The following is an 18,123-nucleotide window of genomic DNA, read 5'->3' on the forward strand; positions in this document are numbered from 1 at the left end:
ATTTTTTCAACCGGTCTCTAGGCGTGCCTGCCGTGGGCGTCAACGATCGCGGCGCTTTTTCCTTGCGACCTCGGTGCCGCGTTCCTAACTTCGGAGCCCGTTTGAGGAGTTGTTAAATGCCATTGCCGCCGCACGAAGCCCTGATCCATCTGATGGTAATAACCTCCGCGTCCGATCGCGACATGACCGATGTCGAATTGGCGCGGATCGGCGACGTCGTCCGCTCATGGCCGGTGTTCGAGGACTTCGACCACAACCGGCTGGTCGGCGTCGCCCAGGACTGCCAGAAGTTGCTGCACGAAAAGGACGGGTTGGAAGGCGTTTTGGCGCACGTCGCTGAAGCACTGCCCGAGCGCCTGCTTGACACCGCCTATGCCGCAGCCTTCGAGGTCGCGGCCGTCGACCTCGAAATGCGCCTGGAGGAGGTGAGGGTGCTGCAGCTTATCCGTCGCCAGCTCGATCTCGACACGCTCACCGTCGCCGCCATCGCCCGTGCTGCCAAGGCTCGCCTGCGCACGCTGACCTAGAGCGCTGTTCTCAAATGAAACGCCTCAACTATCAGGAAGGAACGTGGTTCCTGCCCTTGTTCCCCTGAGAAGCGGTGGCTATGCCGTAGGCCTCGTGCCCCAGTTTGTCAGACGGGACGAGCTTTCGAAGCGCAGTTGGCTAGTCACGTACTCTGATTTTGACCCCAGTGTGGTCGAGAAGGAGGAGCCTTTTCGATCCGATCAGGTGCTGGAGCGTGATGCCCTGTATGGATACGGAGCGGTAGAACTCTTACTCACAAAAGTGATCGAAACTCGCTGAACATTCCTCGTTTGAAGTGATCAGAAAAAACTGACGGGAAATAGCGCAGATAAAATTCGGCGAAGATGCCCTTCACCGAAATCTCCTGCAGTGCGAAGTCCAACGCTGCGGTCAGCGCTGGATCGTTGGCCCTGGTGGCGATGGCCATACCCGATCCCAGATATTCGGGCGCCAGGCGCTTTTCGAACGCGTCGCCAGCTCGATTTCATCTTTCTGTAGCGTTGCGACTTCCTCTACTATCCCGACTGGGTCCTCCGGCAGGGAGGCAAGCGGGGCAAGCTTCTCATGGACTGTTCGCAGAGTTGTCAGGCGCGGTAGGCAGCGAGCAGACGTTGAATCTCGTCGATACGCGACTGATGCGCCGCGGCCGGACAGTCCGGCTATTTGCGAACGATGCCGCGCAATCGACGCTGCGCCGCCGTCTCTTTAATCACGCCAGCAATCTTGCGGACAAATGCCGGACTGAACGCGCCGATCGGCGTCGTCGTCACCAGATCATAGGCTTTATCGACCTGCACCCGGTTATATTCGTCCAGGATCAGCCATGACGGATAGTCGAGGCCGCCGCGGCGGCATTCGATTTCGCTGATGGCGAGATGCGGGCGCGACCGGTCGGGTTTTTGCGAAGTCAGCGGAAAGAGAAACAAGGCTGCTGGCGTTGCTGGCGTCCGAACAACGATGCAAACCGGCCTCGCCTTGCGTCCAGATTCCTCGCCAGCGTCTGCTTCCCGCGCCCAAAGGTAATAATATCGGAGCAGATCGCCGGCTTTAAGCATCGGGCGTGTCGCCGGAAATTATTGCATCCAGTCCAGTCATGAGTTCATTGTGGACTTCATCCGGTGCGTCCTCGAGTGTATAGGCGACCGAATGCGGCTGGCCGACGAGCTGGTGGTACTGAGCAGCGGACAGGATGACGAGCTTTTCCTTTCCGCGCTTGGTCAGGGCCACCGGCTCGATCAAAGCCGTTTCGAGGATTTCGCCTGACACGCGATTCATGTCCGAGAATGTGAATTGCTTCATCGTCGTACTTCCTTTTGAAGCACCTATAGTAGGTAATTCACGTAAGAATAGCAAGAATGGTGGCGCGCGAGCGCCACCACGGCGTGTCGTATACGGTGACATGGCGGCGGGCAGGACGCCCGAAAGGGGCCGCACTCATGCGGTACCTTCGGCGCTGATCGCCTTCATCACCCGTTCGGCGCCCATCTCGCCGCCTCGCTCAACTGCCGCTGCCAAGCGCCTTGCGACGGCGACCAGCGGGAGCCATTGGCCTAGAGCGCCCGCCAAGTCGCCTCGTCGGCGTTGCCGGGAAAGATCATCTGAATGCGCGCTATGTTCGCATTTTCCTTGATATCGACGGCTCCGGCCTGTGTCTCGACCTCTTGGCTTTGCGTTCCACGCTTATGCATCCGAGACAGAGATTTCAGACGCCCTTGCAGGCGACGGATTTCTGTATGGTTGCCCGCCGTGTCGAATCTGCGTTTCCATTGCCAGTCGGCCGGCACGACTCCGCCTGCCGCCACTACTGCCGAAAGGCGGGTCCGGGCGACGATCACCGCAATCATGGCTGCGTCGGCGCCGTCTTTCTCCATGCGCGGGAAATGGAGTTCGCGGCCTCCATTTTGCCGATCGACAAGGCCAAGTCCTCGATCTTCGCCATGATCCGTTGCAACGCTGATGGATCGCCCAAGCGGATCGGCTCGTCATCTGCGCGGGGACAACTCGTCAAGTTCGCCGTTCGCGCGGATTAGAAAAAGCTGACCGGGCCGGATCAGAAAAAGCTGACCGGGCCGGATCAGAAGAAGCTGACCGGGCCGGATCAGAAGAAGCTGACCGGGCCGGATCAGAAGAAGCTGACCGGGAAATAGCGCAGATAGAATTCGGCGAAGATGCCCTTCACCGAAATCTCCTGCAGTGCGTAGTCGAACGCTGCGGCCAGCGCTGGATCGTTGGCCCTGGTGGCGATGGCCATGCCCGACCCCAGATATTCGGGCGCCAGATAGGGACCGCCGGCAAAGCGGCAGCAGGCTGCGGCATTCGAACTGCCCAGCCAGAAGGCGAAGCGCATGCCATCGCCGAAGCCGGCGTCGACCTTGCCGGCCTTGAGACCATCGTAGAGCGCTTCCAGCTGCGCGAAAGGAACGACCTGGACTGTGCCGAAATAATCGCGCAGCATCCGCTCATGCGCGGAGCCTGCGACCACGCCGACGCGCTTGCCACGCAGTCTGTCGAAGATAGGCTCCGTGAGCGCCTTTGCCTTCGGCATGATGAAGCGCGCCGGAAACTGCAGGTAGGAACGCGAGAAGGCATATTTCGACCGCGACTCCGGCGTGGCGGCAATGCCGGCAATGATCGCTTCCCCTTCGCCCTTCTGCAGTGCCCCTTCGAGCTCGGCCCAAGGCAGCGCCTGGATCTGGCATTTTTCGGCGATGCCGAGCTCGGCGCAGATCGCGCGCGCCAGATCGACATGGAAGCCGGACAAGCGGCCCGCTCCGTCGAGGAAGTTGAACGGCGGGAAATCGGTGGTGGTCAGGAATCTCAGACGCGGCAGCGCGGACAGGTCAGGCTTCGGCAGCCGCTCCTTGGCATCCCACAACACCGGCACTTGCGGCTCCGCGGCACGCGCTCCCGTGAGCCACGCTGCCCCCGTCATTGCCAGCATCAAGACGATGGTCATCCACCGAATCGTCACGATCGAGCTCCGCCCTGTCCTGTCCAATGTGGCTTTTGGTACGAAAATGCCACAGGCACAACGGTTTTTGATTTCATCACGCCGATTTAGGGCTATGCTTCAGCGAGCTTGCAAACATGCGTGGCGGTCGGCTGGAGGGTAGCCGCAAGCCGCTGCAAACTGAGGGGAGCAGGTTTGTAATCCGGGGTCGAGGGCAAAGTGCGGGTCACTGGGCCGTTGATCTCAACGCGGGAAGGCAACATGGGGTAGATGTTGCAATGGGCCACTTCGATCGCACACTAGAATTCATAGATCAGCTGCAGCACGCCGATACGGCGGCCGCGGTCTGCGAAAAACTGCTTGGCATAACCTCGGAGTTCGGCTTGACGGCGCTGATGGCCGGAACGGTTCCGCAGCCGGGCACGCCAAGAGGCCAGCAAAAGGACCATGTGCTGCTTTGCGAGTGGCCGGGAGAATGGCTGGAGCGCTATGTGGCGCGCAACTATGTCGACCATGACCCCGTTGTCAGCCACATGAAGCAGCTGCAGGCGCCGTTCCAGTGGCGGGAAGCGTCCCAGAGCATCCGCATCGACAAGAGCAGCGGCGAAGTGATGGGCGACGCCGGCGAATTCAAGCTGCGCGACGGATTGGCCTTTCCGCTGATCACGCTCGATGGCCAGATCGTCATGGTGTCGCTGGGCGGCGAGGCCGTCGAATTGTCGGGCGCCGATTTTGGGCTGGTGTCGCTGGTGGCGACCTATGCGATTGGCCGCGCCATGCAGATCCACACGATGGCGGCCAAGACCGTCGACCACCACGTCGAACTGACGCCGCGTGAGCGCGAATGCATGCAATGGGCCGCCGTCGGCAAGTCCGAATGGGAGATTTCACAGATTCTCGGCATTTCGGAACACACATCAGAGAAACACCTTCTTAACGCCAAAAGCAAACTCGGTGCCGTCAACCGGGTGCAGGCGGTCGCGGAAGCGATAAGGCGCGGCTATATTAGCTAGCTCGGCCGTGCCGGCCTAGAAATTCTTGCCTACGTGATCGCGTAATTTCCTCGGGACAGCCCGGCCGTATCTTCCTATTGAACCTAGGAGACGGCAGATGCTTTTTTCCCTTACAACACAGGAACTTATGGAACGTCCCGACCTTTGGGAGGCCGTTCATCGCTTACGCTACAAGATTTTCGTCGAGGAGATGGGGTGGACCGATCTGCAGCGCCCCGACGGCCTTGAGATCGATCAGTTCGACCATGACGAGGCGGTGCATCAGCTCGTCATCCGCAATGGCGAGCTCGCCGGTTATCAGCGGATGTTGCCGACAACGCGTGCGCATCTTCTGACCGAGGTGCTGGCGGACCTCTTTGAAGGCACGCCGCCATCCGGGCCGAACGTGTGGGAACTGACCCGCTATGCGGTGGCGCCGGGCTTTCGTGACGGCAAGCGCGGCGTCTCGACGGTCGGCACCGAGCTCATTGCCGGCTTCGTCGAGTGGGGGCTGAAGCGGAACGTCAACCAGGTGATCATCGAATTCGAACCGATGTGGGTCCTGCGGGCGCTGCAGTTGCACTTCCTGGCGAAACCGCTTGGCTACCAGCGCACCTATGGCAACCAGCAAGTCGTCGCCACGCTGCTCACCTTCAACGAGCACACGCTTGAGGTGGTGCGGTCGCGTCGCAGTCATTTCGCGCCGGTCCTGGCCAGGGGATATCCCGACAGGCTCGGAATGAGGCAGGCCTCGTGAGAATTGGAGACAGCCATGAACATCCATCCGCAAACAGAGTTCCGCAACCATTCGTTGATCGTCACGGTGTCGTCGGATGACGGCCGGCCGGTGCTGGACGGGCGAGCCTATGAAAGCCTGGCCAGGATCTTCCACGAAGCTGCAATCGACGATGATGTGCGCGTCGTGGTGCTGCGCGGCCTCGCCGGCTGCTTCTGCCTCGGCGGCGATTTCTCCGAGTTCCTCGACGCCACCAAGCATCAACGGTTGATCGCTGCCGTCACCGACATGTTCCGCACGTTGGCGACGTTCCCCAAACCGGTCCTTGCCTGTGTCGATGGCGACGCCGTCGGTGTCGGCTGCACCATCCTGTTTCATTGCGACATGGTGATCGCATCTGACGAAAGCACGTTCCGGGTGCCGTTCGTCGATTTCGGCCTCGTGCCGGACGCGGCGACCAGCATCCTGGCGCCACAGAAACTCGGTTATGCCGGCGCTTTCCGCTTCTTCTGCCTGGGCGACACGCTCAGTGCCGCGGACGCCAGGATGCTGGGCCTGGTCACGGAGATCGTGGTCGGCGACGTCGAGGAAGCCGCACTTGGCAGAGCCAGGCAACTCGCCAAAAAGCCGGTTGCCGCACTGCTGCAGACGCGCGACCTGCTCAAGGGCGACACAGGCGCGCTCTGCGATCGCATCGACCAGGAGATTTCGCTATTTCAGCAGGCTTTGCAGGACGATACCACACTGCGGCGGCTGCAGCGGATTGCCCGGCTGGCGGCATGAGACGTCATTCGGCAGAATGACGGGAACACCCGGAATCGTGCCGCGTGCCCTTGGGGGCGCGCGGCAGCGCTTCAGGCCTGTCTTCCCAGGAACGAAGGCCCTTCCCCGATGATCTTCTTGTCTTCCTTGCCGATGGCGTCGAGATCGCGGCCGTCATAGGGAAGCGACAACAGGATGCGCCGGATGATGGCAAGTCGCGCTCGCCGCTTGTCGTTGGCCTGTATGATGATCCAGGGCGCGAATTCCTTATGGGTGCGTTCGAACATGAGATCGCGCGCCTTGGTGTAATCGTCCCATTTGGCGATGCCGGCAATATCGATCGGCGAGAATTTCCAGTTCTTCAAAGGACTCCAGCGGCGATCGTGAAACCGCTCGAGCTGTGTTTCCCGACCGATGTTCAGCCAGAATTTGAAGAAATGGATGCCCTCGTTGCAGATCATCCGTTCAAAATACGGCGTCTCGTCCAGGAATTTCTGATGCTGCTCCGGCGTGCAGAAGCCCATGACCGGCTCGACGCCGGCGCGATTGTACCAGGAGCGGTCGAAGGTGACGAACTCGCCGGATGTCGGAAAGTGCGCGACATAACGCTGGAAATACCATTGCCCGAGTTCGGTTGGGCTAGGCTTGGTCAGCGCCACGTTGCGCGCTGTCCTGGGGTTCATGTACTGGCGCAGCGCGAAGATCGTGCCGCCTTTGCCGGCGGCATCGCGTCCTTCGAACAGCGACATCACCCGCTTGCCTGTCGATTGCAGCCATGCCTGCGCCTTGACCAGCTCGATCTGCAGCCGCTCGAGCGTCTCGTCATACTCGTCGCTTTTCATTTTCTTGTCGTAGGGGTAGCCGCCGGCGGTCAGCTTGTTGTCCTCGATCCAGTCAGGAAGCTTGGCATCCTCGATGTCGAACTCGAACTCCTTGCCGCCGATCCGGATCTGTTGCGGACCTGGAACAGGCGCGGCGGCATCTTCCTTGGGGTTTTTCATCGAGACGAACCTTTCCAGCTTCCGGACTCATGCTATTGGGAGCCTTACTGCATCGGCCCGAAAATCGGAATCGATTTTCGAAAGGAACGATGCAGCAGATTAGTGATAGCGCCGGTCAGCGGGAAGTTTCCAACCGGCCGGTCGGGGTGGGGACGGAGGCACAGTGCGCGCGAATGGCTGACAGTAGCTGACAATGGCTGATATGGGCGGCGCAGAACAGCGAACCACGGCGCAAGTCGTCGCCACCCGGTTGTGGAACAGCCGCTGGCTGCTAGCGACCGGCATCGTCGCGATCTTGACGGTCTATGGTTTCGCAAACATGTCCTTCTATGTGGTGCTGCTGGCATGTGCTGTGCTGCTGCTCGCCGCCGCGATGCTGCCGGCAGGCGTAGCGCGCCAGTCCGCGGAGGATGCCGCGGCGATCGAGGCAGGCGGGCTGCAACAGCTGTCGGGAGAATATCTGGCGGCTGCCGTTGCCGATCCGCTGATCATCTTCGATCGCGCCGCGACGATTGTCCATGCCAACGCCGCCGCCTTCGCCGCCTTCGGCGGCATTGCACCGGGCATGTCGCTGTCGCTGAAATTCCGCGCGCCCGAGATGCAGGCCTTGCTGGACAGTATCCTGTCGGGCGCCGCCGCTGCGGACGTCGTCGAATATACCGAAAAGCTGCCGGTCGAACGGGCCTATCGCGTGAGTGCATCTTCGGTCGGCCACGGCACCGACCTCTATGTGCTGGTCTTCAAGGACCAGAGCGAGGCGCGCCGCATCGACCGGATGCGGGCCGACTTCATCGCCAATGCCAGCCATGAGCTGCGAACTCCGCTCGCCTCGATCTCCGGTTTCATCGAGACGCTGCGCGGCCCGGCCCGCAACGACCCGGCGGCGCGCGAGCAGTTCCTGCAGATCATGCACAACCAGACCGGCCGCATGGCGCGCCTGATCGACGACCTGCTGTCGCTTTCGCGGCTGGAGATGAAACCCTATCTGAAGCCGGGAACCAAGGTCGATCTCCGCCAGACCCTCGACAGCGTCATCGATTCGCTGGGTCCGCTTGCCCGGGAAAACGGCGTTGCCATCGAGCGGGATTTCGCGAAAGGACCACTCAATGTGCCGGGGGATCGCGATGAACTTTTCCAGGTTTTCGAAAATCTGCTGGAAAACGCCTGCAAATACGGACAGTCGGGTGGACGTGTCGTGGTGACGATTGCCCACAGCGATGACGGTCCCGAACCGGGCATCGACGTCACCATCCGGGACTTCGGCCCCGGCATTCCCGAGGAGCACATCCCGCGCATCACCGAACGATTCTACCGCGTCGATGTCGAAAACAGCCGGACCCAGAAGGGCACCGGCCTTGGCCTGTCCATCGTCAAGCATATCCTGACGCGCCACAACGCCAGGCTGTCGATCAAGTCGGAGGTCGGCAACGGCGCAGCTTTCACGGTGCATTTGCCGGCGCACTGACACCTCACTATCTAAGCACGGGACGGCCCGAGTACCGGAAGACTTTAGGACCACCGGATGCGTGGATACAGGACTTTAGAGCCTCCTCTGTGGCCTAGTGGATGCACGTCGCCCTAACGCTTTCTTTTTTCTGTCATCCGGCTAGCGTATCAGCGGGGATTCGAGGAACGACTCGGACCAGAAGACCCGGGAAGGCATTCCATGCAGTCCGTGCACATCGTCAGCGCCTATGACGAGGAGCTGAAATATCTGTCGAAGCGCATTGCCGCGATGGGCGGGCATGCCGAACGCATGGTCGAACAGGCGATTGCGGCCCTGGTCAACGCCGACCCTGGCCTTGCCCAGAAGGTCATCCGCGACGATGCCGTTCTGGACCAGGGGCAGCGCGAGATCGACGACAAGGCGATCATCATCATCGCCAAGCGCCAGCCGATGGCGACGGATTTGCGCGAGATCGTCGGCGCGATCCGCATCTCGGCGGATCTCGAGCGGGTCGGCGACCTCGGCAAGAATGTCGCCAAGCGCGTGGTTGCCGTCATAGAAGGGCGCCAGCCGACCAGCCTGTTCCGCGGCATCGCGGCCTTAGCCGACCTGGCGTTGACGCAGCTCAAGGAAGTGCTCGACGTCTACGCGTCGCGCTCGGTGGAAAAGATCGGCTTCGTGCGTGACCGCGACGATCAGATCGACGCCGTGTACACCTCGCTGTTTCGCGAGTTGCTGACCTACATGATGGAAGATCCGCGCAACATCACGCCCTGCACGCACCTGCTGTTCTGCGCCAAGAACATCGAGCGGATCGGCGACCACGCCACTAATATCGCCGAGACGATCTACTACATCGTCACCGGCGACCAGATGCCGGCCGAGCGGCCGAAGGGCGACAAGACAGACAAGATTGTGCTTCCCGCAACGCTACCGGCGAAGTGAACGGCTGCCTCTCGAACCCATTGCTGATTTAGGCTAAGCTTTACCGAACGTTCCTGATCCTGACCCGAGGCCATGCCTCCAGGAGGTAGCGATGGAAACCGTTCGGAACCTGACGCCGGCCCCGCCGACATCGGCCATCGTCGCTTCCAGCGTCTATACCGCCGGCCGGCGTGTCGCCGACATTCCGATCGAGGAAGCCGGCGAATGGGCCAAGAAGCCAGGTCATGTCGTCTGGATCGGCCTGCTGGAGCCGGACCGCGACCTGTTGCTTCGTGTCCAGGCGCAATTCCACCTGCACGATCTGGCGATCGAGGACGCCGAGCATCCGCATCAGCGGCCGAAGATCGAGCAATATGGCGATGCGTTGTTCATCGTTGCCCGCACGGCTCAACTAATCGATAGGCGCGTCACCTTCGGCGAGACGCATCTGTTCGTCGGCGCCGGCTACATCGTCAGCGTCAGGCACGGTCCGTCGACTTCTTATGCCGCCGTTCGCCAGCATTGGGAAAGCTGCCCGCATTCGCTAGCCAAAGGCGAGGATTTCGTCCTCTATGCCATTCTCGATTTCATCGTCGACAACTACATGCCGGTGCTCGAGCAGATCGAGGACGAGGTCGAGGCGATCGAGGACAGGGTTCTGCTGAAGCCGATGACCGGCTCCGACATAGAGCGGCTCTACATGCTGCGCCGCGATCTCTTGCGCCTGCGCAACGCCGCGCTGCCGCTGGTGGAAGTCTGCCGCCGGTTGACCAGCGCCGACCTGCCGCAGATCCATGCGGCCATGCACCCGCTGTTCCGCGACGTCACCGACCACATCCGCACCGTCCAGGAGAAGATCGACAGCTTGCGGGAGGTGCTCGCATTTGCCTTCGAGGCGAGCCTCCTGGTTGGCCAGAGCCAGGAAACGGCGATCACCAAGAAGCTCGCCTCATGGGCTGCAATCCTGGCGGTGCCGACGGCGCTCGCAGGCATCTACGGCATGAACTTCAACGACATGCCGGAACTTAGGATGGAATATGGCTACCCGGTCGTTCTGGGAGCGATTATTTTGGTCTGCTCGGTTCTCTACTGGCGCTTCCGCAAGAGCGGCTGGCTGTGAAAGAGAAGGGAGTAAGGGAGTAGGGCAGTAAGGGAGTATGTGGTGCGTTGCCTTGCCAAGGTCGCACTCACTAAGCCTGATCTTTACCTACTCCCATACTGCCCTACTCCCTTATTCCCTTATCTGCTCCGCCGCCGCTCCGAAGCGGGCTGAAACGCAACGCGGGCGTGATACTTGCAATAGGGTCCGGTTTCGGCCGCGTCGTTGCCGCAGAAATGGAACTCCTCCGAAAGCGGATCGCCATTCGGCCATTTGCATGTCCGCTCGGTCAATTCGACGAGCTGCAGATGCCGCGAGATTGGCACGACGACGTTCTCGACCGGACGGACATAATGACGCGTCACTGGTACGGCGTCGAATTGCGCCTGCAGCGCGGTCGCGCCGATCGACGTGGTGATATGCCGCGCAGTGCTCGCCGCCCGCGACACCGATTTCTGCACGGTCGATCCCTGCACGCTCTTCTTCTGGCGTGCCGGCGTGGCAGTCGCGCGTCCGCGGCCCGACAGTTTCAGCCGATGCACCTTGCCGATGACGGCATTGCGGCTGACACCCCCAAGCTGTGCGGCGATCTGGCTGGCGCTCAGCCCCTCCGACCACAATTTTCTAAGAAGTTCTACCCGCTCGTCAGTCCAGTTCATGAGACCGCGCTCCTGCTGAAATGTGCGGCGATCGGAATCCTTCCACGATCCGGCTTCCGCCGGGCAGACACCACATATATCGGGTGATTAGGTCCGCCGCACGAAATCTAGTTATTTCTCGACCTACAATTACCTTATGCGCTGACTCGGTGACAAGAGTCCGAGGGCCAACACGAATCGGTTTTTTCGGTTTTCCCCAACTTGCCCGGTCGCTGATGAGCCGGCGTCTCACTGGAAAGCTTGCCGCGCTTCCTTGCGCGACGTTTTCGTTGACTTCATGGCCGAAAAACACGATAAGCCGCAAAGGCCGCCGCTTTGGCGGCTTTTTGATTTTCCGGTTCCGGAGACGCATATAATGAGCGGTTCGGCGCTTTTCGAGACCTTTACCCGCGCGCCCCTGGCCTTCGACCATGGGGAAGGCACCTGGCTGGTCACCGACAAGGGCGAGCGATATCTCGATTTTGGCGGCGGCGTTGCCGTGAATTCGCTGGGCCACAGCCATCCGCATCTGGTCTCGGCACTCACCGAGCAGGCGGCCAAGCTCTGGCATGTCTCCAACCTCTACGAGATTCCGGGGCAGAGCCGTCTGGGCGAGCGGCTGGCCGACGCAACCTTCGCCGACAAGGTGTTCTTCACCAATTCCGGCGCCGAGGCGCTGGAATGCGCCATCAAGACGGCGCGGCGCTACCATTTCGTCAAGGGCCATCCCGAGCGCTTTCGCATCGTCACCTTCGAAGGCGCTTTTCATGGCCGCACGCTGGCGACCATCGCCGCCGGCGGCCAGTACAAATACCTGGAAGGTTTCGGCCCCAAGGTCGAAGGTTTCGACCAGGTCGGCTTCGACGACATCGAGGCCGTCGAAAAGGCGATCACATCAGAGACCGCCGCGATCCTGATCGAGCCGGTGCAGGGCGAGGGCGGTATTCGCCCGGTGCCGACGCAGTCGCTGAAGCGGCTGAGGCAGCTCTGCGAACAGCATGATCTGCTGCTGATCTTCGACGAGGTCCAGTGCGGCATCGGCCGCACCGGAAAACTGTTCGCGCATGAATGGGCTGGCGTCACGCCCGACATCATGGCGGTCGCCAAGGGCATCGGCGGCGGCTTCCCGGTGGGCGCCTGCCTCGCCACCGACGAGGCCGCTGTCGGCATGACCGCCGGCGTGCACGGCACCACTTTCGGCGGCAATCCGCTGGCGATGGCGGTCGGCAACGCCGTGCTCGACGTCGTGCTGGAAGACGGTTTTCTGGAGGATGTGCAGCGCAAGGCGTTGCTGCTGAAGCAGGGGCTGGCGGGTGTCGCCGACGAATTTCCCGATGTCATCGAAGACATCAGAGGCAGCGGCCTGATGCTCGGCCTGAAATGCGCCGCGCCCAACACCAAGGTGAACATGGCGTTGCGCGACCAGCATCTGCTGGCGGTTCCGGCCGGCGACAACGTTCTTCGCCTGCTGCCGCCGCTCACCGTCACCGACGCCGAGATCCATGAGGCGCTCGACCGCATCCGCGCCGGCGCCCGGGGCCTGTCGGACGCCATCGCCGCGGCTGCGGCGAAATAACAGTCGGAAGACCCACATGAGCCTTCGCCATTTCACCGATCTTTCCGCCGTTTCCGAGGGCGATCTGCGCCTTATACTGGACGATGCCGTCGTGCGAAAGGCAAGGCTCAAGGCTGGCGAGCGGACAAAACCGCTTGAAGGCAAGGTGCTGGCGATGATCTTCGACAAGCCGTCGACGCGCACGCGCGTGTCCTTCGACGTCGGCATGCGCCAGCTCGGCGGCGAGACCATCATGCTGACCGGCGCCGAGATGCAGCTCGGCCGCTCCGAAACCATCGCCGACACGGCCAAGGTGCTGTCGCGCTATGTCGATGCGATCATGATCCGCACCACGTCGCATGACCGGCTGCTGGAGCTGACCGAGAACGCCACCGTCCCCGTCATCAACGGGTTGACCGACGACACCCATCCCTGCCAGCTGATGGCCGACATCATGACCTTCGAGGAGCATCGCGGCCCGGTCGCCGGCAAGACCATCGCCTGGACCGGCGACGGCAACAACGTGCTGCATTCGCTGCTGGAGGCCTCGGCGCGGTTCCGCTTCAACCTCAACGTCGCCGTGCCGGAAGGCAGCGAGCCGGCGCAGAAGCATGTCGACTGGTCGAGGGCGCATGGCGGCAAGTTGAACTTCACCCGCTCGCCCGAGGAGGCCGTCCACGAGGCCGACTGTGTCGTTACCGATTGCTGGGTGTCGATGGGCCAGGAGCACCGTGCTCGCGGCCACAATGTCTTCTCGCCCTATCAGGTCAATGCGGCACTGATGGCGAAGGCAAAGCCCGAGGCGTTGTTCATGCACTGCCTGCCGGCGCATCGCGGCGAGGAGGTCACCGACGAAGTCATCGACGGCCCGCATTCGGTGGTGTTCGACGAGGCCGAGAACCGGCTCCACGCCCAGAAGGCGGTTTTGGCCTGGTGCCTCGGCGCTTGATCCGAGCCGCTGTGATCCTGGTCACCGTGATCCGGGCCGCCTTGATCCGGGAGTGCGTGATGCCTATCTCAGGCGCATCACGCAAATCGAGCGCGTTTCGACGCATGCGCCCCGGAGGGCGGCATCGCCGCGCCCCGGAGCTTTGTCATGTTGGAAACCCGTCAATTGGCTGAACATCAACCCAAACTCGGCGAATTCGGCTACGCCGGCGACGATCATGTCGTGCCCTTCGAGGTCGGCCCGCTCGACGTGCGCGGCCGTACCGTCCAGCTCGGGCCGATGCTCGACGCGATCCTCGGCCGGCATGACTATCCCGAGCCGGTCGCCCGCCTGCTGGCGGAAGCTTGCGTGCTGACGGTGCTGCTCGGCACTTCGCTCAAATTCGAAGGCAAGTTCATCCTGCAGACCCGCACCGACGGGCCGGTCGACATGCTGGTGGCGGATTTTTCCACGCCGCATGCGCTGCGCGCCTATGCCCGCTTCGACGCCGACCGGCTGGAGGCACTGACGTCTGCCGGCGAGACCTCGCAGCGGACGCTGCTTGGCAGCGGTGTCCTGGCGCTGACCATCGACCAGGGCGCCCACACGCAGCGCTATCAGGGCATCGTCCAGCTCGACGGCGAGACGCTCGAGGAGGCCGCGCGCACCTATTTCCGGCAGTCGGAGCAGATCCCGACCGATCTCAGGCTTTCGGTGGCCAAGCTGTTGACGCCCGGCATCGGCGGTGCCCGCGAGCAATGGCGCGCCGGTGGCATCCTGGCGCAGTTCCTGCCGCAATCGCCCGAACGCATGCGCGTGCCCGACCTTCCGGGTGGCGACGGCGATCCGCGCGAGGAGATCCATGATCCGGCCGACAATTCCTGGCAGGAACTGCTCGCGTTGCTTGGCACCATCGAGCCGACGGAACTGATCGACCCGACGATCGGCGCCGAGCGGTTGCTTTACCGGCTGTTCCACGAGCACGGCGTGCGCGTCTTCGGCGGCGTGCCGGTAGCCGACCAGTGCTCATGCTCCAGGGAGAAGATCCGCGGCATTCTCGGAGGCTTCTCCGCCGACGAGATCAGGGACAGCACCGAGGATGGCGGCATTCACGTCGCCTGCGAATTCTGCTCGAAGCAATATGACTTCGACCCGGCGGAATTTGCTGCGGCTCAATAGCCGGCGTCAGTGCTGCCTCGGTGCCTTCGCAGAGCTTGGTTTCTCGCCCCTCGCCCTGGGGCGAGAAGCCCAAGTGAGCCTCAGTTCACCGTCCGCCGCGTGCCCGGCAGGTCGAGCGAAAAGGCGGGGATGGCGACGTCGAACGTCTCACCCCGCTTATTGCGCATCGTGTAGTGGCCGACCATGATGCCGGATGGCGTCGAGAGTGGGCAGCCAGACGTATACTGATAACTATCGCCGGGATTGAGTTCAGGCTGGTCGCCGACAACGCCGGCGCCGCGCACCTCTTCGACCCGGCCGGTGCCGTCGGTGATCTGCCAGTAGCGCGACAGAAGCTGCACGAATTCATCCGACTGGTTGTCGATGGTCACCTGGTAGCCCCAGACATAGCGGTTCTCCGACGGGTCGGAGCGATCTTCCAGATAGAACGGCCTGACCTGCACTTCGATGTCGCGCGTGACGGCGCTGTACATAAATCACTCCACACTATGCAGACGGAACATTCGACCCTCTCCGCAGTTCGGTCAACGGGGTGCGTCCCCTCGGTGTCTGCCATCGTTGCCCGAATTTGTTAAGCGCAGGTGCCGAACAACAATGTCATTTAAGTGACACGTGACAATGATGGTGTGCAGGGCCGGGGATGGTGTGCAGGGCCGGGCGACTCAGCATTCTGTCGAACTGTTGAAAACGGCTTTCATGCGGCCGGTTTTTTCTGGAGCGACCAGATATTGATGGAATTGACAGTCACAGCCGCCTTGCTTTCCATAGCTCTGCTTGTTGTCAATCTCGCCAGCATCCTGCTCGCTTCGTTGAAGCTGAAGCGGCCTGGCAGGATCACGCCGCCAGCCGTCGAGGCGCCGCCGGTGTCGATCGTCGTGCCGTCGCGCGGCGTCGAGCCGTTTACCGAGGAGACGCTCGAGCGCGCCTTCTCGATCGACTGGCCGCACTATGAGCTCATTTTCTGCGTCGCCCATGCCGACGACCCGGTGGTCGGGCCGATCACCGATGCGATCGACCGCTTTCCGGCCGTGCCGGCCCGGCTGCTGGTCGGCGACGACCGCATCAGCGGCAATCCGAAACTCAACAATTGCGTGAAGGCCTGGGAGGCCGCGCGCCACCACTGGGTCATCCTTGCCGATTCCAACGTCCTGATGCCGAGGGACTATGTCCAGCATCTGATGACGGCATGGCGGCAGGACACCGGCCTCGTCTGCTCGACGCCGATCGGCTCGCGGCCGGACGGGTTCTGGGCGGAGGTCGAATGCGCTTTCCTCAACACGCTGCAGGCGCGCTGGCAATATACCGGCGAGGCGCTCGGCCTCGGTTTCGCCCAGGGCAAGAGCATGCTGTGGAACAAGCCATTGCTCGACGCCAATGGCGGCATCCGTGCGCTTGCCGCCGAGATTGCCGAGGATGCCGCCGCGACCAAGCTGGTCAACGGGCTCGGACTGCGCGTCAATCTCGTTGCCGCGCCCTTCGAACAGCCGCTCGGCTTGCGCACATTTGGCGAAATCTGGTCGCGCCAGGCCCGCTGGGCACGCCTGCGTCGCGTCACTTTCCCACTGTTTTTCGCGCCCGAGATCCTGATCGGAGCGGCACCGCCGCTGGTGCTTGCGCTGGTTGCGGCAGCAGGCGCCGGTTTCAGCCTGCCGGCTACCGCCATCGCCGTGCTGATAGTCGCCTATCTGCCGGAATGCGCTCTCGCCTCGGCCAAGGGCTGGCACCTGTCGCTGCGCATGATCCCGGCGATGGTTGCGCGCGACGTGATGCTTCCCGCCATCTGGGTGCGCGGCTGGCTCAGCGGTGCCGTCGACTGGCGCGGCAACACGATGACCATCCAAACCAGCGCCGTTGCGGAATTGGAAGAGACGCCGTCGCGCGCCTGACCCCGCCTGCTTTGCAGATCAGAGCGCAGCAGTTCGGCGCGTATCCCTAGCTCGCGGCTTTCAAGGCCTGCTCGATGTCTTCGAGCAGGTCGTCAATGTCCTCCAGTCCGACGGACAGCCTGAGCGTGCCTGGCCCGATGCCAAGTTCGGCCCGCGCCTCGTCGCTCAGATTCTTGTGTGTCGTCGTCGCCGGATGGGTGATCAGGCTCTTGGCGTCACCGAGATTGTTGGAGATCAGCACGACATCGAGCGCGTTCTGGAAGGCGAAGGCCGCCTGCTTGCCTCCCTTGACGTCGAGGCAGATCAGCGTCGAGCCGCCCGACATCTGCTTCTTGACGATCGCCGCCTGCGGGTGATCGGCGCGGCCGGGATAGATGACGCGGACAATTTCCGATCGCTCGGCGAGGAAGTCCGCGATCCGGCCGGCACTTTCCGTCTGCTGGCGCACGCGCAGCGGCAGCGTCTCCAGGCCCTTCAGCAGCGTCCAGGCATTGAAGGGCGAGAGGCTGGGACCGGTGTGGCGGAAGTAGTCGTGCAAATTCTCGTCGATCCACTTCTTGTCCGACAGGATGATGCCGCCGAGGCAGCGCCCCTGGCCGTCGATGTGCTTGGTCGCCGAATAGACGACGATATGGGCGCCGAGTTGCAACGGCTTCTGCTGCAAGGGCGTGGCAAAGACGTTGTCGACGATCAGCCGCGCGCCGATCGAATCGGCAAGCGAGGCTACGGCTGCGATGTCGACGACCTCCAGCGTTGGATTGGTCGGGCTTTCAAGGAAGAACAACTTGGTGTTGGGCCTGACCGCCTTTTCCCAATTGGCGATGTCGGTGCCGTCGACCAGCGTCGCCTCGATGCCGTATTTCGGCGCCAGCGTCTCGACCACCCAGCGACAGGAGCCGAACAGCGCGCGCGCCGCCACGATGTGGTCGCCGGCCCGGGCACTGCACAGCAACGCCGCCGTCACCGCCGCCATGCCGGATGCGGTGGCGCGGGCATCTTCGGCACCTTCCAGCGCACACATGCGCTTCTCGAACATGTCGACCGTCGGATTGGCATAGCGCGAATAGATGAAGCCCGGTTCCTCGCCCTTGAAGCGGGCTTCCGCCGCCTGCGCCGTGTCGTAGACATAGCCTTGCGTGAGATACATCGCCTCGGAGGTTTCGCCGAAGCCGGAACGCAGCGTTCCTGCATGCACGAGGGCGGTCTGAGGCTTCCAGTTGCGCGTTTTGCTCGTCATCACCTTGTTCCAAACACAAAAAATGGTCCAAACACAAAAAAACCGGCCGCGAAAGTCGCAACCGGTCGTACGGCCTTTCGGCCCGACGGTCCTTTAGCGACTTGTTTAACGTGGCTGCAAGCCGACCGGCCAAATCACCACGGGATAACGATCCTTTAGACCTGCACCGCGCTTGCGTCAATTGCCGGCATGATTAAGAGGTTTGTACCAGCGGGTTCCACGGCAAGAACCTGCGACAAGACGAGACCACGCCCGGCCTTC

19 protein-coding genes, 1 pseudogene and 1 riboswitch are annotated in these 18,123 nt (G+C 62.2%); of the genes and pseudogenes, 11 read left to right on the forward strand and 9 right to left on the reverse strand.

Features of this window, described 5'->3' with window-relative positions:
• The first annotated feature begins 116 nt into the window (after window positions 1-116).
• Complete coding sequence (locus tag AC0L2A_RS21190; RefSeq protein WP_473610489.1) at window positions 117-527, forward strand: tellurite resistance TerB family protein; 411 nt, start codon at window positions 117-119, stop codon at window positions 525-527.
• A 254-nt stretch (window positions 528-781) separates the two neighbouring features.
• On the opposite strand, the pseudogene AC0L2A_RS21195 reads toward AC0L2A_RS21190, so the two are convergent.
• From AC0L2A_RS21195 to AC0L2A_RS21215, 5 genes and pseudogenes are all read right to left on the reverse strand, one after another.
• Window positions 782-982: pseudogene (locus tag AC0L2A_RS21195) on the reverse strand (hypothetical protein); the annotation flags it as partial.
• Between the two features lie 205 nt (window positions 983-1,187).
• Entirely contained in the window at window positions 1,188-1,583 is a 396-nt protein-coding gene (locus AC0L2A_RS21200) for a hypothetical protein (protein ID WP_473610491.1), read from the reverse strand.
• Entirely contained in the window at window positions 1,576-1,827 is a 252-nt protein-coding gene (locus AC0L2A_RS21205; RefSeq protein ID WP_254019631.1) for a type II toxin-antitoxin system Phd/YefM family antitoxin, read from the reverse strand. The genes AC0L2A_RS21200 and AC0L2A_RS21205 overlap by 8 nt, the downstream gene beginning before the upstream one ends.
• A gap of 251 nt (window positions 1,828-2,078) precedes the next feature.
• Window positions 2,079-2,399 (reverse strand): hypothetical protein, encoded by a 321-nt coding sequence (locus AC0L2A_RS21210; RefSeq protein WP_473610492.1) that lies wholly within the window; start codon window positions 2,397-2,399, stop codon window positions 2,079-2,081.
• Window positions 2,400-2,650: 251 nt separating this feature from the next.
• Window positions 2,651-3,469: a transporter substrate-binding domain-containing protein gene (locus AC0L2A_RS21215; RefSeq protein WP_236379274.1), complete on the reverse strand. Its 819-nt coding sequence runs from the start codon at window positions 3,467-3,469 to the stop codon at window positions 2,651-2,653.
• A gap of 287 nt (window positions 3,470-3,756) precedes the next feature.
• Here AC0L2A_RS21215 and AC0L2A_RS21220 point away from each other — a divergent pair, with 287 nt between their 5' ends.
• From AC0L2A_RS21220 to AC0L2A_RS21230, 3 genes are all read left to right on the forward strand, one after another.
• Complete coding sequence (locus tag AC0L2A_RS21220) at window positions 3,757-4,491, forward strand: helix-turn-helix transcriptional regulator (RefSeq protein ID WP_091600335.1); 735 nt, start codon at window positions 3,757-3,759, stop codon at window positions 4,489-4,491.
• Window positions 4,492-4,588: 97 nt separating this feature from the next.
• The gene (locus AC0L2A_RS21225) at window positions 4,589-5,227 is read left to right on the forward strand and encodes an acyl-homoserine-lactone synthase (protein WP_027155170.1); all 639 of its coding nucleotides are present in this window, start codon (window positions 4,589-4,591) and stop codon (window positions 5,225-5,227) included.
• 15 nt (window positions 5,228-5,242) lie between these two features.
• Window positions 5,243-5,989, forward strand: coding sequence for an enoyl-CoA hydratase-related protein (locus AC0L2A_RS21230; protein ID WP_084646899.1), 747 nt, complete (start codon window positions 5,243-5,245; stop codon window positions 5,987-5,989).
• Between the two features lie 71 nt (window positions 5,990-6,060).
• Here AC0L2A_RS21230 and ppk2 read toward each other — a convergent pair whose 3' ends face one another.
• Complete coding sequence (gene ppk2, locus AC0L2A_RS21235; RefSeq protein ID WP_473610493.1) at window positions 6,061-6,969, reverse strand: polyphosphate kinase 2; 909 nt, start codon at window positions 6,967-6,969, stop codon at window positions 6,061-6,063.
• Window positions 6,970-7,162: 193 nt separating this feature from the next.
• Here ppk2 and AC0L2A_RS21240 point away from each other — a divergent pair, with 193 nt between their 5' ends.
• The 3 genes from AC0L2A_RS21240 to AC0L2A_RS21250 all read left to right on the forward strand — a co-directional run bounded on the left by AC0L2A_RS21240 (window position 7,163) and on the right by AC0L2A_RS21250 (window position 10,460).
• The gene (locus tag AC0L2A_RS21240) at window positions 7,163-8,434 is read left to right on the forward strand and encodes a sensor histidine kinase (protein ID WP_473610495.1); all 1,272 of its coding nucleotides are present in this window, start codon (window positions 7,163-7,165) and stop codon (window positions 8,432-8,434) included.
• A gap of 201 nt (window positions 8,435-8,635) precedes the next feature.
• Window positions 8,636-9,361 carry a phosphate signaling complex protein PhoU gene (gene phoU / locus AC0L2A_RS21245; protein WP_027155174.1) on the forward strand — a complete coding sequence of 242 codons (726 nt, stop codon included), beginning with the start codon at window positions 8,636-8,638 and terminating at the stop codon, window positions 9,359-9,361.
• Between the two features lie 91 nt (window positions 9,362-9,452).
• A complete protein-coding gene (locus AC0L2A_RS21250; RefSeq protein WP_023802182.1) occupies window positions 9,453-10,460 on the forward strand; it encodes a magnesium and cobalt transport protein CorA in 1,008 nt (335 codons plus the stop codon).
• A gap of 119 nt (window positions 10,461-10,579) precedes the next feature.
• Here AC0L2A_RS21250 and AC0L2A_RS21255 read toward each other — a convergent pair whose 3' ends face one another.
• A complete protein-coding gene (locus AC0L2A_RS21255; RefSeq protein ID WP_027155176.1) occupies window positions 10,580-11,098 on the reverse strand; it encodes a GcrA family cell cycle regulator in 519 nt (172 codons plus the stop codon).
• Between the two features lie 355 nt (window positions 11,099-11,453).
• Here AC0L2A_RS21255 and AC0L2A_RS21260 point away from each other — a divergent pair, with 355 nt between their 5' ends.
• The 3 genes from AC0L2A_RS21260 (at window position 11,454) to AC0L2A_RS21270 (ending at window position 14,739) form a co-directional block, all read left to right on the forward strand.
• A complete protein-coding gene (locus tag AC0L2A_RS21260; RefSeq protein WP_023802184.1) occupies window positions 11,454-12,653 on the forward strand; it encodes an aspartate aminotransferase family protein in 1,200 nt (399 codons plus the stop codon).
• A 16-nt stretch (window positions 12,654-12,669) separates the two neighbouring features.
• Window positions 12,670-13,581 carry an ornithine carbamoyltransferase gene (argF, locus tag AC0L2A_RS21265; RefSeq protein WP_473610496.1) on the forward strand — a complete coding sequence of 304 codons (912 nt, stop codon included), beginning with the start codon at window positions 12,670-12,672 and terminating at the stop codon, window positions 13,579-13,581.
• Window positions 13,582-13,728: 147 nt separating this feature from the next.
• Window positions 13,729-14,739 carry an Hsp33 family molecular chaperone gene (locus AC0L2A_RS21270; RefSeq protein WP_023802186.1) on the forward strand — a complete coding sequence of 337 codons (1,011 nt, stop codon included), beginning with the start codon at window positions 13,729-13,731 and terminating at the stop codon, window positions 14,737-14,739.
• An 80-nt stretch (window positions 14,740-14,819) separates the two neighbouring features.
• Here the strand turns inward: AC0L2A_RS21270 and apaG are convergent, their stop codons facing one another.
• Window positions 14,820-15,212 (reverse strand): Co2+/Mg2+ efflux protein ApaG, encoded by a 393-nt coding sequence (apaG, locus tag AC0L2A_RS21275; protein ID WP_023802187.1) that lies wholly within the window; start codon window positions 15,210-15,212, stop codon window positions 14,820-14,822.
• A gap of 258 nt (window positions 15,213-15,470) precedes the next feature.
• Between apaG and AC0L2A_RS21280 the strand changes: the two genes are divergently transcribed.
• The gene (locus AC0L2A_RS21280; RefSeq protein ID WP_473610497.1) at window positions 15,471-16,625 is read left to right on the forward strand and encodes a glycosyltransferase; all 1,155 of its coding nucleotides are present in this window, start codon (window positions 15,471-15,473) and stop codon (window positions 16,623-16,625) included.
• A 46-nt stretch (window positions 16,626-16,671) separates the two neighbouring features.
• Here AC0L2A_RS21280 and AC0L2A_RS21285 read toward each other — a convergent pair whose 3' ends face one another.
• The gene (locus AC0L2A_RS21285; RefSeq protein WP_473610499.1) at window positions 16,672-17,862 is read right to left on the reverse strand and encodes an O-succinylhomoserine sulfhydrylase; all 1,191 of its coding nucleotides are present in this window, start codon (window positions 17,860-17,862) and stop codon (window positions 16,672-16,674) included.
• A gap of 73 nt (window positions 17,863-17,935) precedes the next feature.
• A riboswitch (SAM riboswitch) is annotated at window positions 17,936-18,013 on the reverse strand.
• Between the last annotated feature and the right edge of the window lie 110 nt (window positions 18,014-18,123).

The sequence above is a fragment of the Mesorhizobium sp. WSM4844 genome, assembly GCF_055811775.1.

What these genes read in the sequence shown, in the direction of transcription:
- AC0L2A_RS21280 (WP_473610497.1), top strand. Translation starts at nt 15,471, where the DNA reads ATGGAATTGACAGTCACAGCCGCCTTGCTTTCCATAGCTCTGCTTGTT.
- AC0L2A_RS21230 (WP_084646899.1), top strand. Translation starts at nt 5,243, where the DNA reads ATGAACATCCATCCGCAAACAGAGTTCCGCAACCATTCGTTGATCGTC.
- argF (WP_473610496.1), top strand. Translation starts at nt 12,670, where the DNA reads ATGAGCCTTCGCCATTTCACCGATCTTTCCGCCGTTTCCGAGGGCGAT.
- AC0L2A_RS21255 (WP_027155176.1), bottom strand. Translation starts at nt 11,098, where the DNA reads ATGAACTGGACTGACGAGCGGGTAGAACTTCTTAGAAAATTGTGGTCG.
- AC0L2A_RS21190 (WP_473610489.1), top strand. Translation starts at nt 117, where the DNA reads ATGCCATTGCCGCCGCACGAAGCCCTGATCCATCTGATGGTAATAACC.
- AC0L2A_RS21260 (WP_023802184.1), top strand. Translation starts at nt 11,454, where the DNA reads ATGAGCGGTTCGGCGCTTTTCGAGACCTTTACCCGCGCGCCCCTGGCC.
- phoU (WP_027155174.1), top strand. Translation starts at nt 8,636, where the DNA reads ATGCAGTCCGTGCACATCGTCAGCGCCTATGACGAGGAGCTGAAATAT.
- AC0L2A_RS21215 (WP_236379274.1), bottom strand. Translation starts at nt 3,469, where the DNA reads ATGCTGGCAATGACGGGGGCAGCGTGGCTCACGGGAGCGCGTGCCGCG.
- apaG (WP_023802187.1), bottom strand. Translation starts at nt 15,212, where the DNA reads ATGTACAGCGCCGTCACGCGCGACATCGAAGTGCAGGTCAGGCCGTTC.
- AC0L2A_RS21250 (WP_023802182.1), top strand. Translation starts at nt 9,453, where the DNA reads ATGGAAACCGTTCGGAACCTGACGCCGGCCCCGCCGACATCGGCCATC.
- AC0L2A_RS21240 (WP_473610495.1), top strand. Translation starts at nt 7,163, where the DNA reads ATGGCTGATATGGGCGGCGCAGAACAGCGAACCACGGCGCAAGTCGTC.
- AC0L2A_RS21270 (WP_023802186.1), top strand. Translation starts at nt 13,729, where the DNA reads ATGTTGGAAACCCGTCAATTGGCTGAACATCAACCCAAACTCGGCGAA.
- AC0L2A_RS21205 (WP_254019631.1), bottom strand. Translation starts at nt 1,827, where the DNA reads ATGAAGCAATTCACATTCTCGGACATGAATCGCGTGTCAGGCGAAATC.
- ppk2 (WP_473610493.1), bottom strand. Translation starts at nt 6,969, where the DNA reads ATGAAAAACCCCAAGGAAGATGCCGCCGCGCCTGTTCCAGGTCCGCAA.
- AC0L2A_RS21220 (WP_091600335.1), top strand. Translation starts at nt 3,757, where the DNA reads ATGGGCCACTTCGATCGCACACTAGAATTCATAGATCAGCTGCAGCAC.
- AC0L2A_RS21285 (WP_473610499.1), bottom strand. Translation starts at nt 17,862, where the DNA reads ATGACGAGCAAAACGCGCAACTGGAAGCCTCAGACCGCCCTCGTGCAT.
- AC0L2A_RS21225 (WP_027155170.1), top strand. Translation starts at nt 4,589, where the DNA reads ATGCTTTTTTCCCTTACAACACAGGAACTTATGGAACGTCCCGACCTT.
- AC0L2A_RS21200 (WP_473610491.1), bottom strand. Translation starts at nt 1,583, where the DNA reads ATGCTTAAAGCCGGCGATCTGCTCCGATATTATTACCTTTGGGCGCGG.
- AC0L2A_RS21210 (WP_473610492.1), bottom strand. Translation starts at nt 2,399, where the DNA reads ATGGAGAAAGACGGCGCCGACGCAGCCATGATTGCGGTGATCGTCGCC.